This is a genomic window from Brevibacterium picturae (assembly GCF_900105045.1).
Classification (GTDB): domain Bacteria; phylum Actinomycetota; class Actinomycetes; order Actinomycetales; family Brevibacteriaceae; genus Brevibacterium; species Brevibacterium picturae.
Genome location: NZ_LT629739.1, coordinates 1,763,993 through 1,776,838, shown reverse-complemented (window position 1 = coordinate 1,776,838; position 12,846 = coordinate 1,763,993). Strand labels below are relative to the sequence as shown.

The following is a 12,846-nucleotide window of genomic DNA, read 5'->3' as shown; positions in this document are numbered from 1 at the left end:
TGAGTTTCATGGGGGAACAGGGAGTCGCAAAGTACTTAACTGGTAAAGTATATGTCTGTCGGCATGAGCGTTGGACGCTGTCGACTTCGGTCGGATCGAGATGGGATGAGTCGCGCCATGAGTACTGGACGCGAGTATCCTCCGGGCGAACGGGCCGATTACATCGATGAGGTTCGTGGACAGTGGGAGACGATCTTCCCAGGACTCGACACTTCGATGGTGGCCGTCATGGGGCGGATCGCTCGCATTGCGCAGATCGTTCAGTCTCGAAGCGATGCAGTGCTCGCCGCCCAAGACATCTCCCGAGCTGAGTTCGACGTCATCTCCCTGCTTGCCCGGCACGGTGGCACGCTGTCACCGACGCGAGTGTCGACGGAACTGATCATCTCCGGCGCCGGCGTGACCAAGCGCCTCAGGTGCCTCGCCAGCGCGGGCCTCGTCTCCCGGGTTCCGGACCCGGCAGACGGCAGAGGCTCGCTCGTGCAGCTGACCGCCGAGGCGTGGGAGCTGTTGCGCCCGATCCTCGAGTCCGTCCTCAGCTTCGAAGACCGACTTCTGGCCGACATCGATCCTGCGGCCAAGGATCAGCTTTCGACCAGTCTGCGCGAGCTCCTGCTCATCATCGAAGCAGACACAGCAGACAGCTAGACAGCGGGACGGCTGACTGCCGAGCTCGTCAGCGCCCAGCACGATCGACAGCATCGAACATCAGGCACCGACGCCGCTACCCACCATCACTTGCACCCCAGCCCAGGAGGCACCCGAAAACTGTGAAGACCTATGCCCGCGACTTCTTCCGCATCCCCTCACCGCGTGGACACCGCACGCCTGCGCTGAGGGTCGCGGCGGGCATCGGCATCCCACTCGTCGCGCTCGTCTTCATGGGCCGAACCGATCTCACCGTCTTCGCGGTCTTCGGCGCTCTCACCGGTGTCTTCGGCCGCGTCGAACCTCACTGGCTGCGGCTGAAGCACCAGACCTTCGCGGGCATCCTCATGAGCCTGAGTATCGTCGGCGGCGTCATCTGCGGCGGTCTCGGAACCAACGGCTGGGCGCTGGTGGGCATCGGCACACTCATCGCAGGGGTTCTGTCGATCGTCGCCGATGTTCTCCGGCTGCGTCCCGCCGGGCCGCTCTTCTACATCTTCGCCTTCATGGCCACCGCCTCCGTGCCCTTCGACGGACGCCTCTGGGATGCCGCTCTGACCGGAGTCGCCAGCGTGGGTGTCGCCCTCATTCTCGGATTCGTCGGCAGGCTCTGGGCCCGACGGACAGAACCCGACCGTCAGCTGACCGAATCGCCTCTCCCGCACTGGTCGCGGATCTTCGCCCAGTCCGGCCGCTATGTCGTCGCGCTCGGGTTGGCCGGTTCCATCGGAGTCGCGTCTGGTCTGGGGCATCACTATTGGGCCATGGTCGCGGCCGCTGCGCCCATCTCTGCGATCGGCGCTTCAGGCGGCCTGGTCCGCGCCGTCTACCGCATCATCGGCACCTACGCCGGCGTCCTGCTCACTGCTGCCCTGTTCACCTTTCAGTGGCCCCCACTGGGACTCGCGTTCCTGATCGCTGCCCTGCAGTTCGCCGGTGAGGTCTTCGTCATCAGCCACTACAGCATCGCGCTCGTATTCATGACGCCGGTGGCGCTGATGATGACCGAGTTCCTCGCACCCGGGCCCACCGGAATCCTCATTGCTGATCGCGCCCTTGAGACGACGATCGGTGCGGTCATCGCCTTCTTCGTCATCCTTCTCACCACCCGCAAGCAGCGTGCGCGCGAACGCGAGATGGCGCTGGTACAGGCGAACTGCGCCTGCAAGCGAACTGAGCCTGCAGGCTAACGGAGGCTGCAAGCGTGCGCGGGAGGAATCAGGCGTGCACGGGGGAGGCGGCCGCCTCGGCGAGGGCCCGCTTCCGGGAGCCCCGGTGGCCGATGATGGTCACGACGGCGATGGCCGCCGCGACGATGGCGATGCCGATCCACTGATTGATCAACAGCGTCGCGGCGCCGGCGATGGCGCCGATGAGGATGAGGAGCACGGCGAGCGCACGGCGGACCCAGCGCACACTGTCGCCACCGGCCAACCGCGAATCAGACGCCAAACCGACGATGGTCGAGGTGACGACGACGGTGGTGACGTCGGCGATCTTCATCCGCCGGGCCGCTGCCGCCTGCGCGCCCATGAGGGCCGAGAGCACCGAGGTGAAGATCGTTCCGGCCAGCCCCACCTCGGGCTCGGGAATGAGTGCGACGTAGACGGCCAGACCCGCACAGCCGACGGCCACGCCGGCATAGATGATCGTGGTGCGCACGTGCCAGTCCTCGCCGATGCGGCCGAGGACGCGCCCGCCCAGGGCCGCGCCCACCATGAAGAACACGAGCGCCAGTGCCGGGCGCAGGACCGGAGTGTCCTCGGCGCCGGCCAGGCCCATGCCGAGGATGACGACGTTTCCCGTCATGTTTCCGGTGAAGACCTTGTCGAAGCCCAGGTAGCCGATCGCGTCGACCATTCCGGTCGAGAATGTCAGCACGAGCAGCATGGCCAGATCGAGTCGACGTGTCATTGCGGTCCTTTCCGATCACGAGGCTTCCGTCCGGTGAGCGGGTGCGCATCAACCGATGCGCCCCGCTCTCACCGGCAGAAGTCGTGAGCGATCCCAGAATTCGGGAACTTCTCCACAGTTGTATACAAAACGTTAATTAACAATTAGATTGTATGCAAACACCAAAGCTGATGCTCTGATTCGCTCAGCTGCTGAGATTGATGCTCACATGGGAGTGCGCGTGAAAAAACGGATAATGGCGGTGCTCACCAGCGTCGTCCTACTGGCTGGGTGCATTCCGGTCCAGCCGCTCGGAGAACCACCCGAACGGCCCGATGTGAAGTCGGTCGATGCTGACGCTGGGGAGTTCAAAGAGGGCGGGAACCTCGTCATGGCGCTGTCGTCCGAGCCGGACCGTCTCGACCCGACGACGTCGTCCTCCCTCTACACCCGCTACGTGATGCAGACGATGTGTCAGAAGCTCTACGACATTGATGCCAACGGTGAGATCACACCGATGCTCGCGACCGCACTGCCCAAAATCTCCGAGGACGGAAAGACTGTGCGGATCCCGGTCAAAGACGGAGTGAAATTCGCAGACGGAACCGACTTCGACGCCGAGGCGGTCAAGACGACCATCGAACGCGGCCTCAACCTCGAAGAGTCCTCCCGTTCCGCCGAACTCGGTCCGATCAACGACGTGAGCGCCGTCGACGACCACACCCTCGAAGTCACCTTCGATGAACCATTCGCGCCATTCACTGCGGCACTTGCCGATCGCGCCGGAATGATCATGTCCCCGACTGCCCTGGATGAGAGGGGTGAGGACTTCGGCGATCACCCGGTGTGCGTGGGGCCGTTCAAGTTCGAGAAGCGCATCGCGCAGACCTCGATCAAGGTCGTCAAGGACCCCAACTACTATGACGCTGACAAGGTTCACCTCGACTCGATCACCTACCAGATCATGTCGGATGCAAACATTCGCGCAGCGAACATCCGCTCGGGCGATGTGCAGGTCGCAGACACCATCTCACCGCAGGATGTCGACGCCCTCAAAGAGGAATCCGGAATCGGGCTCCTGCAGTCGAATTCTCTGGGATATCAGGGTCTGACCGTGAACATGGGGTTCGGCGACAATCCGGAGAACTATGAGACACCGCTAGGTCAGGACCCCACAGTGCGTGAGGCACTGTCGATGGCCATCAACCGCAAGGCGCTGGTCAATACGGTCTTCAACGGCTGGTTCTCACCAGCATGTTCGGGCATTGCCCCCGACAGTCCCTTCGCCACCGAGGCGAGCAATGAGTGTGTCGACTACGACCCAGAAGGTGCCAAGAAGCTCCTCGAAGACGCCGGAGTCGAACTTCCGCTCAAGGTGAATATGAAGGTCTCGAACACGCAGGACACGCTGCGGTTTGCTCAGGCAGTGCAGGCCGCCACCAAGGAAGCAGGCTTCGAGATCTCGATCCAGCCGATGGAATACACCGCACTGCTCGATTCCCAGGACCGCGGCGACTACGAATTGCTGCAGCTGGGCTGGTCGGGTCGTGTCGATCCCCACGGCAACCTCTACACCTTCCACTACCCCGGAGCAGGCAACAACGTCACGGGAGTCGACGACGACAAGCTCAGCGATCTGCTCACTCGCGCCAGCGAAGCCACTGACATGGATGACCGTAAGAAGCTCTATGGGCAGGCATCCCAACGGACCGGCGAGCTCAACTCGATCATCTATCTCTATCGACAGAAGAACCTCACGGCCTTCACCGATGATGTGTCCGGCATCGACGTGTTCTCCGATGGCGTCGTCCATCTTTCAGAAGCCGGATTCCTGGCGAAGGAAGGTCAGTGATGACTCGGTTCGTGCTCACCAAGATATTCCACGCGATCATTACGTTCGTGCTCTCCGGCATCGTCATCTTCTTCGGTGTCCGCATGCTTCCCGGCGACCCGGCCCTGGCAATGGCAGGTGAGGAGGCAACACCCGAACGCCTGGGCGCGATCCGTGCCGACCTCGGACTCGACCAGCCGCTGCTCGTCCAGTTCTTCAAGTTCATCGGCGACATCGTCACCGGCGACCTCGGCGAATCCACGCGAACCGGCCTGGCCGTGACCGAAATGATCGCCACCACCCTCCCGGTGACCCTCTGGCTCTCGCTCTACGCAATCGTTGTTGCCGTCATCGTCGGCATCGCACTGGGCATGATCGCAGAGCGCTTCCGCGGAAAATGGCCCGAGTTCGGCAGCAACTTCATCGCCCTCCTCGGGCTCTCGGTTCCGAATTTCTGGCTCGGGCTCTTAGCGATCATGGGATTGGCCGTGGCCCTTGGCTGGTTCCCCGCCTCGGGGTACGTCGACGTTCTCTCCGACCCGATCCGCGGCATCTACTACCTCACCCTGCCCGCGGTGATACTGGGCACCAGCCTCGCCGCAGTCATCACCCGCCAGACCAGAGCTTCGATGATCGAGAGTATGGGCACCGACTACGTGCGCATGGCACGGGCCAAGGGACTGTCGAGACCGCGGGTGCTCTTCCGCTACGGACTGCGCAACTCGCTCATCGTCCTCGTCACGATCATCGGACTGCAATTGGGCGGACTGATCTCCGGGGCAGTGGTCACAGAGAAGATCTTTGCTCTGCCGGGGCTCGGCAAGCTCACTCTCGATGCCGTCTTCTCCCGCGATTATCCAGTCATCCAAGCGGTCGTCCTCGTCATCACGGCCTCCTACATTCTCATCAACCTGGCCGTCGACATCCTCTATTCGGTCATCAACCCACAGATCCGCGTCAGCGAGGATGCCTCATGACCACACCCATCGTCACCAACACCGATAAGAAGACCCAGGGCCTTGACCCCGAGTTCCAAACTTCGAACAACCGCGCCTGGTGGCTGCTGCGCTCAATCCTTTCCAACCCGCTGGGACTCATCGGCTCCGTCATGGTCGCCGTCGTCGTGCTCATCGGAGTCTTCGCACCTCTCATCGCCCCTTATGGATTCGCGCAGACGAACTTCCAAGCGCCGTTCCAAGTTCCGGGCACAATCGGCTATGTCTTCGGCACCGACGACCTAGGTCGTGACATCCTCTCCCGTCTGGCCTTCGGCGTCCGCGCCTCCTTACAGGTCGGACTCCTGGCTGTTGCGCTGGCCGTGGTCGTCGGAACACCACTGGGACTGATTGCCGGATACTTCAGAGGTCTTGACGCGATCATCTCCCGGCTCACCGACGTCACCCTGGCGTTTCCGTTCCTCATCATCGCCGTAGGCCTCGCAACCATCTCCGGGCCCAGCCTGGCCAATGCCGCGATAGCCTTGGGAATCTCCCAAGTGCCCACGATGATCCGAGTTGTCAGAGGCGAGACGATGCGGCTGAAGTCGGCGGACTTCGTCAAGGCCGCCATCGCCACCGACGCCTCGAAGACACGTATTCTGGGCATGCATATCCTGCCCAACATCGCCTCGGCGATCATCGTGCAGGCCACCGTCATCATTCCCACCGCAGTGATCGGAGAATCGATTCTCTCTTTCCTCGGCCTGGGCATACAGCCGCCCTCTCCCAGCCTGGGCATTATGCTCTCCGACGCGCAGCAGTACATTTTCCGTGCGCCGTCGACGGCTCTATTCCCCGGTCTTGCGATCCTGTTCATCTGCTTGGCCTTCAACCTCTTCGGGGACGCCCTGCGCGACGCCCTCGACCCCAACTCGAAGAAGGGACACTGACATGACGTTCACCCCACCCGCTGCCTTCACCACCCGGCCCACCCTGGAAGGCCACTTCGGCATGGCCGCCTCCACCCACTGGTTGGCGACGGCCGCCTCGCAGGCCGTGCTCGAACGCGGCGGCAACGCCTTCGACGCGGCTGCAGCCGGAGCCTTCCTTCTCCACGTCGTCGAACCTCATCTCAACGGCCCCGGCGGTGACATGACCGGAGTCTTCGCCACCGCCGAGGATCCCGCGAACCCGCAGATCATGATGGGTCAGGGCCCGGCACCGGAGGCCGCAACCATCGCCCACTACCGCAGCGAAGGCCTCGACATGGTCCCGGGCGCCGGAGCACTCGCGGCTGCAGTCCCCGGAGCCGTCGACGCCTGGCTCAACCTGCTCGAACACCACGGCACCTGGGAACTCGCCGAGGTCCTCGACTTCGCCATCGACTACGCCGAACACGGTCATCCCGTCCTGGCCCGGGTCGTGGGCACCATCGAACGCGTGCAGGAACTCTTCACCGAACACTGGCCGACGTCTGCCGCCCAATGGATGCCCGAGGGAAAGATCCCGGCGGCCGGCGACCTGATCTTTAATCGTCCCTACGCTGAAGTACTTAAGAAGCTCATCGCCGCAGGTGAAGGCGTGGAAGGTCGTGCGGCGAAGGTCGCTGCGGCACGTCAGGAATGGAAGTCCGGGTTCGTCGCCGAGGCGGTTGCGAAGCTCACCTCCACCCCGCACCGGCATTCGACCGGCGGTGACCACGCGGGTGTGATGACGACCGCGGACTTCGCCGGATTCGACGCCCACTTCGAGACCCCGGTGACGATCGACTTCCGTGGTTACTCGATTGCGAAGATCGGAGCCTGGGGCCAAGGCCCTGTGCTGCTGCAGACGTTGAAGATCCTCGACGGCTTCGACGACGAACACCTCGATCCCTCGACCGAAATCGGTGCCCACACGATCCTCGAGGCCCTCAAGCTCGCGATGGCCGACCGCGACACCTACTACGGCGATGCCGAGATCGACCTCGACTGGCTGCTGGGCGAGGACTATGCTGCCAGCCGCCGGGTCCTCATCACCGACGAGGCCTCTCTTGAGTTCCGTCCCGGACCCAACCGCGAAGGAACTGCCCCGACCTTCACCCCGCCTCTCGTGCTCGAGGGCGCGGACAAAGAAGCCATGGCCAAGGCGGGCATCGGCGAACCGACCGTGCAGAAGAACGGCGTCAACAACGGCGACACCTGCCACATCGACGTCGTCGACCGGTGGGGCAACATCATCTCCGCCACCCCCTCCGGCGGGTGGCTGCAGTCCTCCCCTGTCGTCCCGGAGCTCGGCTTCTGCCTGGGCACTCGCCTGCAGATGATGTGGCTTGATGACAGCGCACCTTCAGCACTGACCCCTGGCAAGCGTCCGCGGACCACGCTGACCCCGACCTTGATCTCCAAAGACGGCCAGCCGATCATCGCCCTCGGTTCACCCGGCGGAGACCAGCAGGAACAGTGGCAGCTGCTGCTGATCCTGCGCATGCTCATCGGCGGCTACGCACCCCAGCAGGCGATCGACGCACCTGCCCTGCACACCACTGCACTGGCGGGATCGTTCTGGCCGCGCACCTGGGTACCGGGTGGAGCGGTCGTCGAGGATCGCCTCGGCGAGGACGTCATCAACGGACTCATCAGCCGCGGTCACGTGGTGACCAAGGCCGGCGACTGGGAACTGGGCAGGCTCTCCTGCGTGACCCGCGATCCTGGCTCCGGACGTGTCACTGCGGGGGCGAACCCGCGTGGTGCTCAGGGGTACGCGGCAGGCAGATGATGACTACTGTGACCACCGGCGGTGGGGAACCGTCCGAATTCGTCCTCGAAGTCTCCGGTCTCGAGGTCTCCTACGAGACCCCAGTCCTCCACGATGTGGGATTCACTCTGGCGCCGGGGGAGCGATTGGCGCTGGTCGGCCAGTCGGGATCGGGTAAGTCAACGACCATCAGTGCGATCCTCGGGCTCCTGCCCGGGGCAGGCCATGTCAGCTCCGGATCCGTGGAGTACCGCGGCGAGAACCTCGTGTCGGCAGATCCACTGCGCCTGCAGGCGCTGCGCGGCCGTTCGATTGCCCTGGTGCCGCAGGACCCCATGGCCAGCCTCAACCCGAGCATGCGCGTGGGCGATCAGATCGCCGACGCGCTGCGGACATACGGAACGTCGAATTCCGCCGAGGTGACCCGCAATGTGGTGCGGCTGATGACGGAAGCGGGGATCCCCGACGCGGAGAACCGGCGACGGTCCTATCCGCACGAATTCTCAGGTGGTATGCGGCAGAGGATCCTCATCGCGATCGCACTGTCCGGCGAACCCGATCTCATCATCGCCGACGAGCCGACCTCAGCTCTCGACGTGACGGTGCAGAAGCAGATCCTCGATCATCTGCAGAAACTCGTCACCGAAAGAGGAACCTCGCTGCTCTTCGTCACTCACGACCTCGGCGTCGCGGGGGAGCGGACGGACACCATCCTCGTCATGAACGAAGGCCGCGTCGTCGAACGCGGGACTCCGCAGCAGGTGCTCGGGAACCCTCAGGACGAGTACACGAAGGCCCTGGTCAAGGCCGCACCCAGCATTGTGGTCGAGCGGGAGGCGAACCCGACGGCGGCAGCGCCGGCGACGGCAGCGCCGGCGACGGTTGCTGCAGCGTCGGCGACGGCTGCTGCGCGGACCGGCTCTGGTGATGGTCAGGACGGGACCACCTCGGCGAATGTGCTTGAAGTCAACGACCTGCACAAGGTCTACAAGCTGCGCGGCCGCGGCAAAGAGGTCCACGCACTCAACGGCGTGAGCTTTACCGCCAAGCGTGGGCAGACGACTGCGATCATCGGCGAGTCCGGGTCGGGTAAGTCGACGATCGCGAAGATCGTGCTCGGTCTGGAGAAGTCCAGCAGCGGCGAGGTTCTGGCCGGGGGTCGCAACGTCGACGCCACTTCCAAAGTCGAGCGCAGCATTCTGCGCCGCTTTAGCCAGCCGGTGTTCCAAGACCCGTTCTCATCGCTGAACCCGATGTGGGGCATCGAGCGGATCATCCGTGAACCTCTCGATGTGTTCAAGATCGGCTCGCAGGCCGAGCGGAAGAAGAAGGTCGCCGAGGTGCTCGATCAGGTGGCTCTGCCTGCCTCAATGCTCGAACGCCGACCGGCCGACCTCTCGGGCGGGCAGCGCCAGCGGATAGCGATCGCCCGGGCGCTGATCAGCGAACCCGAACTGCTCATCTGCGATGAGGCGGTGTCGGCACTTGACGTTCTGGTGCAGGAGCAGATCCTCGAGTTGCTGCGCCAATTGCAGTCGGGACTGGGTGTGAGCTGTCTGTTCATTACGCACGATCTTGCAGTTGTCGCGAACTTGGCAGACGATGTGGTTGTGATGAAGAGCGGAGAAGTCGTCGAGGCCGGCGCAACGAGAGACGTCATCGACCGTCCGGCAGCGGAGTACACACAGAAGCTGCTGGCCGCCGTGCCGGGGGCTGGTCTGCTCAATGCCTGACCCCGATTCCTCGCCGTCTGACGCCTCTTCGCCGTCGAATGCTGCCGCGACGCCCGGTGCGCACTCGGTGGCCGGGGCTTCCAAATCGTCATCCGCCCACTCGACGTCGAGCAGCGTCAACGTCGGCGCGAAGATCCGCCATGACATCATCACGGGTGTGCATCCTCCTGGCGGCAAGCTTCGCGAGGCGGCCTTGGCAAAGCAGTATGAGGTCTCACGCATCCCGATTCGCGAGGCGCTTCGGTCCCTTGAAGCCGAGGGGCTCGTCGAGTCGCGGCCCTACAGCGGCAGCATGGTCGCCCCGTCACCGATCGAGGACGCTGAGGATCTGTTCGAGATTCGCATCGTCCTGGAATCCGCGACCGCCAAAAGAGCCGCGAAGCGCGCAGCGCAGCAGAGCAACGGTGAGGCCCCGGACGAGCGTTGGCGGATGATTCGCAAGGAGATCAACGAGATCCTCGCCGCCGGTGACATCGTCATCGGGCAGGAACGCTACGAAGATCTCGCGGTGCTCAACATGCGCTTCCATTTCGCAGTCGCCGAACTCAGCGGCAGCCTCTCCTTCGTCAGCCTCCTGCGCCAGATCTCGGGCAAGATCGAATGGCTCTACTCCCTCAACGTCACACGCCGAGGACCGCAGGCGTGGCCCGAACACCGCGACATCATCGCAGCCATCGATGCCGGGCAGGAGACGAAGGCCGCCGAGGTGATGGGACAGCACGTCCGTCGCAGCCGAGATTCGTACTTTGCCATGATGGCCGACAGGCCGGCCTAACGGCTCAATACGCCTAGCCGAGTTCAGCCAAGGCGACCGCTGGCAATGAATTCCGAGAGGCGTTCCCGGTAGGGGATCGTGTCGATCCCTGCCTCTGTGAGCCATTCCGGCGAATAGTACTTGTCGAGGTAGCGCTCGCCGGGGTCGCAGATCAGCGACACCAGACTTCCCCTCTGCCCGGCCGCCTTCATCTGCGACACGATGCGGAATGCGGCCCACAGGCCGGTGCCGGTCGACGCCCCGGCGCGACGCCCCATCAGTTTCTCGAGCAGCTGGATGGAGGCGATGGCGGCAGCATCTGGAACATGCATCATCCGATCGATGCTCGAGGGGATGAAGCTGGCCTCGACCCGCTGTCGTCCGATGCCCTCGATCCGGGATCCCTGATCGGTCGTCGCCGCCGGATCATGGTCGCGCCATCCGGCGAAGAAGGCTGAATTGTCAGGATCGGCCACACAGATGCCGGTGGCCCGGCCGGTGTAGCGAACGTATCTGGCCAGGGTCGCCGAGGTGCCGCCCGTGCCGGCGGTGGCGATGATCCAGGACGGTTCAGGATAGGTCTCACTCGACATCTGATCGAAGATCGACTCGGCGATATTGTTGTTGCCGCGCCAGTCCGTGGCTCGTTCGGCATAGGTGAACTGGTCCATGTAGTGACCGCCGGACTCCGCAGCCAGATCAGCGGCGACTGTGTAGACCTCGTTGGCGTTGTCGACGAAATGGCAGGTGCCGCCGTAGAACTCGATGAGGGAGATCTTCTGGGCGCTGGTGGACCGAGCCATGACGGCGATGAAGTCAACGCCGATGAGCTGTGCGAAGTACGCTTCGGAGACTGCAGTCGAACCACTGGAGGCCTCCACGACGGGACGACCGGAGCGAATCCAACCGTTGCACAGAGCGTGAAGGAAGAGTGACCGGGCCAGACGATGTTTGAGGGATCCGGTGGGATGGCTCGATTCGTCTTTGAGGTAGAGGTCGATCCCCCATTCGGCAGGCAGGGGCACGTGCAGAAGGTGCGTGTCAGAGGATCGCTTGGCATCCGATTGGACTGCCTTGATCGCACCTGTCAACCAGCGGCGCGCTTCCGGATCGTAGCGGTCGATGTCGTCTTCGGCAGGTGCGATCAGGCTGTCGTATGTCTCGGTCATGCCATCGAGCTTATGGGACAAGTTCGCCGCTGACGATCACAGTCCCGCAGCGAGCATCCTCTCGAGTTTGTCGTAGCCTTCGCGAATACCGTGTTCCATGCCCGAGGCGACCATGCCGTCGCGGGATTCGACCGAGTCGAAGATCGACGTCGAGTTCAGACGGGTCCGTCCATCGCCGAGGTCGGTGAGCCTGAGGATTTCGAGGCTCACGGCATCGGGGAAGCCTTCGAAGGTGAAGGTCTGGACGATGCGCTCGTTCTCCCGCACCTCGTGGAAGGAGCCGAAGAATCCGTACTCGCCGTTGTCGTCGCTGGCCAGGTAGCTCCAGTGCCCGCCCGTGGTCGCATCCCACTCGCGGATCCTGTTCGTGATCGTGTCCGGTCCGCACCATTTCACGAACAGTTCGGGGTCGGTGTGTGCCCGGAACACCTTGTCCGGGGATGCGGCGAAATCCCGAGTGATCGACAACGCCTGGCTTCCGTCGGGGACGTCGAGCTTCAGGGTCGAATAATCGGTGTCTGTGGTGGTCATGTCATGCTCCTTTGCGTGATTGATGTGTCGGTGCACCAGCTGTCTGCGATGCGTTCTCGGATTCCCTCGCTGAGGCGGCGGCAGAGTCCGTATTCATCGTGTCCTTGTCCGCGTCCTTCATTGCTTCCAGGACCGCGTCGAGGCGTTGGTAGCGTTCTTCTGCCTGTTGTCTGTATCTCTCGATCCATTTGGTCATCAGATCGAACACATTGTCTTCGAGGTGGACCGGTCTGCGCTGGGCCTCCCGGGTGCGAGTGACCAGCCCCGAATCCTCGAGCACCTTGAGGTGTTTCGACACGGCCTGGAGGCTCACGTCGTAGGGTTCGGCGAGCTCGTTGACCGTGGCGTCGGCGACGCTCAGCCTGGCCACCATGTCTCGGCGTGTGGGGTCGGCCAGGGCGGCGAACACCTTTGTCAGTTGGTCTGACACAGAACCTCCGATCTGTATTCAACCGTCTGGTTGAGTATCACTATAGGCCGACACAAACATGTATTCAACCATTGCATTGAATAATGTTTTTCGCAGGCGTTCGCCAACGCGACTGGTCAGTGCGGATGTGCCCCCTGGGCGGGTCCTAAACGTGGGGGGACAACGAATTCCGCGGACGCGAAT

At 63.3% G+C, this 12,846-nt stretch carries 12 protein-coding genes; 8 read left to right on the top strand and 4 right to left on the bottom strand.

Annotated features, from left to right (window positions below):
- Positions 1 to 117: 117 nt before the first annotated feature.
- Complete coding sequence (locus tag BLT92_RS08330) at positions 118 to 648, top strand: MarR family winged helix-turn-helix transcriptional regulator (protein WP_157691393.1); 531 nt, start codon at positions 118 to 120, stop codon at positions 646 to 648.
- Between the two features lie 122 nt (positions 649 to 770).
- Positions 771 to 1,838, top strand: coding sequence for an FUSC family protein (locus BLT92_RS08325; protein WP_092104783.1), 1,068 nt, complete (start codon positions 771 to 773; stop codon positions 1,836 to 1,838).
- Positions 1,839 to 1,866: 28 nt separating this feature from the next.
- Here BLT92_RS08325 and BLT92_RS08320 read toward each other — a convergent pair whose 3' ends face one another.
- Entirely contained in the window at positions 1,867 to 2,562 is a 696-nt protein-coding gene (locus BLT92_RS08320; protein ID WP_092104781.1) for a YoaK family protein, read from the bottom strand.
- A gap of 220 nt (positions 2,563 to 2,782) precedes the next feature.
- Between BLT92_RS08320 and BLT92_RS08315 the strand changes: the two genes are divergently transcribed.
- From BLT92_RS08315 to BLT92_RS08290, 6 genes are read left to right on the top strand one after another with little or no spacing between them, the layout of a single operon-like run.
- Entirely contained in the window at positions 2,783 to 4,393 is a 1,611-nt protein-coding gene (locus BLT92_RS08315) for an ABC transporter substrate-binding protein (protein ID WP_231939092.1), read from the top strand.
- A complete protein-coding gene (locus BLT92_RS08310; protein WP_092104777.1) occupies positions 4,393 to 5,349 on the top strand; it encodes an ABC transporter permease in 957 nt (318 codons plus the stop codon). The genes BLT92_RS08315 and BLT92_RS08310 overlap by 1 nt, the downstream gene beginning before the upstream one ends.
- Positions 5,346 to 6,260, top strand: a complete 915-nt coding sequence (locus tag BLT92_RS08305; RefSeq protein ID WP_092104775.1) for an ABC transporter permease — start codon at positions 5,346 to 5,348, stop codon at positions 6,258 to 6,260. Before BLT92_RS08310 ends, BLT92_RS08305 begins: the two co-directional genes overlap by 4 nt.
- Position 6,261: 1 nt before the next feature.
- Entirely contained in the window at positions 6,262 to 8,067 is a 1,806-nt protein-coding gene (locus BLT92_RS08300; RefSeq protein WP_092104774.1) for a gamma-glutamyltransferase family protein, read from the top strand.
- Entirely contained in the window at positions 8,067 to 9,779 is a 1,713-nt protein-coding gene (locus BLT92_RS08295; protein ID WP_092104772.1) for a dipeptide ABC transporter ATP-binding protein, read from the top strand. The genes BLT92_RS08300 and BLT92_RS08295 overlap by 1 nt, the downstream gene beginning before the upstream one ends.
- Positions 9,772 to 10,554, top strand: coding sequence for a GntR family transcriptional regulator (locus BLT92_RS08290; protein WP_231939091.1), 783 nt, complete (start codon positions 9,772 to 9,774; stop codon positions 10,552 to 10,554). Before BLT92_RS08295 ends, BLT92_RS08290 begins: the two co-directional genes overlap by 8 nt.
- A gap of 23 nt (positions 10,555 to 10,577) precedes the next feature.
- On the opposite strand, the gene BLT92_RS08285 is transcribed toward BLT92_RS08290, so the two are convergent.
- The 3 genes from BLT92_RS08285 to BLT92_RS08275 are packed head-to-tail and all read right to left on the bottom strand — an operon-like array spanning position 10,578 to position 12,663.
- Positions 10,578 to 11,702, bottom strand: coding sequence for a PLP-dependent cysteine synthase family protein (locus BLT92_RS08285; RefSeq protein WP_092104770.1), 1,125 nt, complete (start codon positions 11,700 to 11,702; stop codon positions 10,578 to 10,580).
- A gap of 36 nt (positions 11,703 to 11,738) precedes the next feature.
- Positions 11,739 to 12,233, bottom strand: a complete 495-nt coding sequence (locus BLT92_RS08280; RefSeq protein ID WP_092104768.1) for an SRPBCC family protein — start codon at positions 12,231 to 12,233, stop codon at positions 11,739 to 11,741.
- 1 nt (position 12,234) lies between these two features.
- Positions 12,235 to 12,663: an ArsR/SmtB family transcription factor gene (locus BLT92_RS08275; RefSeq protein ID WP_092104767.1), complete on the bottom strand. Its 429-nt coding sequence runs from the start codon at positions 12,661 to 12,663 to the stop codon at positions 12,235 to 12,237.
- Positions 12,664 to 12,846 lie beyond the last annotated feature (183 nt).

Excerpts from the sequence above, each read along its gene's own strand:
- BLT92_RS08330 (WP_157691393.1), top strand. The coding sequence starts at position 118 with ATGAGTACTGGACGCGAGTATCCTCCGGGCGAACGGGCCGATTACATC.
- BLT92_RS08320 (WP_092104781.1), bottom strand. The coding sequence starts at position 2,562 with ATGACACGTCGACTCGATCTGGCCATGCTGCTCGTGCTGACATTCTCG.
- BLT92_RS08310 (WP_092104777.1), top strand. The coding sequence starts at position 4,393 with ATGACTCGGTTCGTGCTCACCAAGATATTCCACGCGATCATTACGTTC.
- BLT92_RS08305 (WP_092104775.1), top strand. The coding sequence starts at position 5,346 with ATGACCACACCCATCGTCACCAACACCGATAAGAAGACCCAGGGCCTT.
- BLT92_RS08300 (WP_092104774.1), top strand. The coding sequence starts at position 6,262 with ATGACGTTCACCCCACCCGCTGCCTTCACCACCCGGCCCACCCTGGAA.
- BLT92_RS08295 (WP_092104772.1), top strand. The coding sequence starts at position 8,067 with ATGACTACTGTGACCACCGGCGGTGGGGAACCGTCCGAATTCGTCCTC.
- BLT92_RS08290 (WP_231939091.1), top strand. The coding sequence starts at position 9,772 with ATGCCTGACCCCGATTCCTCGCCGTCTGACGCCTCTTCGCCGTCGAAT.
- BLT92_RS08285 (WP_092104770.1), bottom strand. The coding sequence starts at position 11,702 with ATGACCGAGACATACGACAGCCTGATCGCACCTGCCGAAGACGACATC.
- BLT92_RS08280 (WP_092104768.1), bottom strand. The coding sequence starts at position 12,233 with ATGACCACCACAGACACCGATTATTCGACCCTGAAGCTCGACGTCCCC.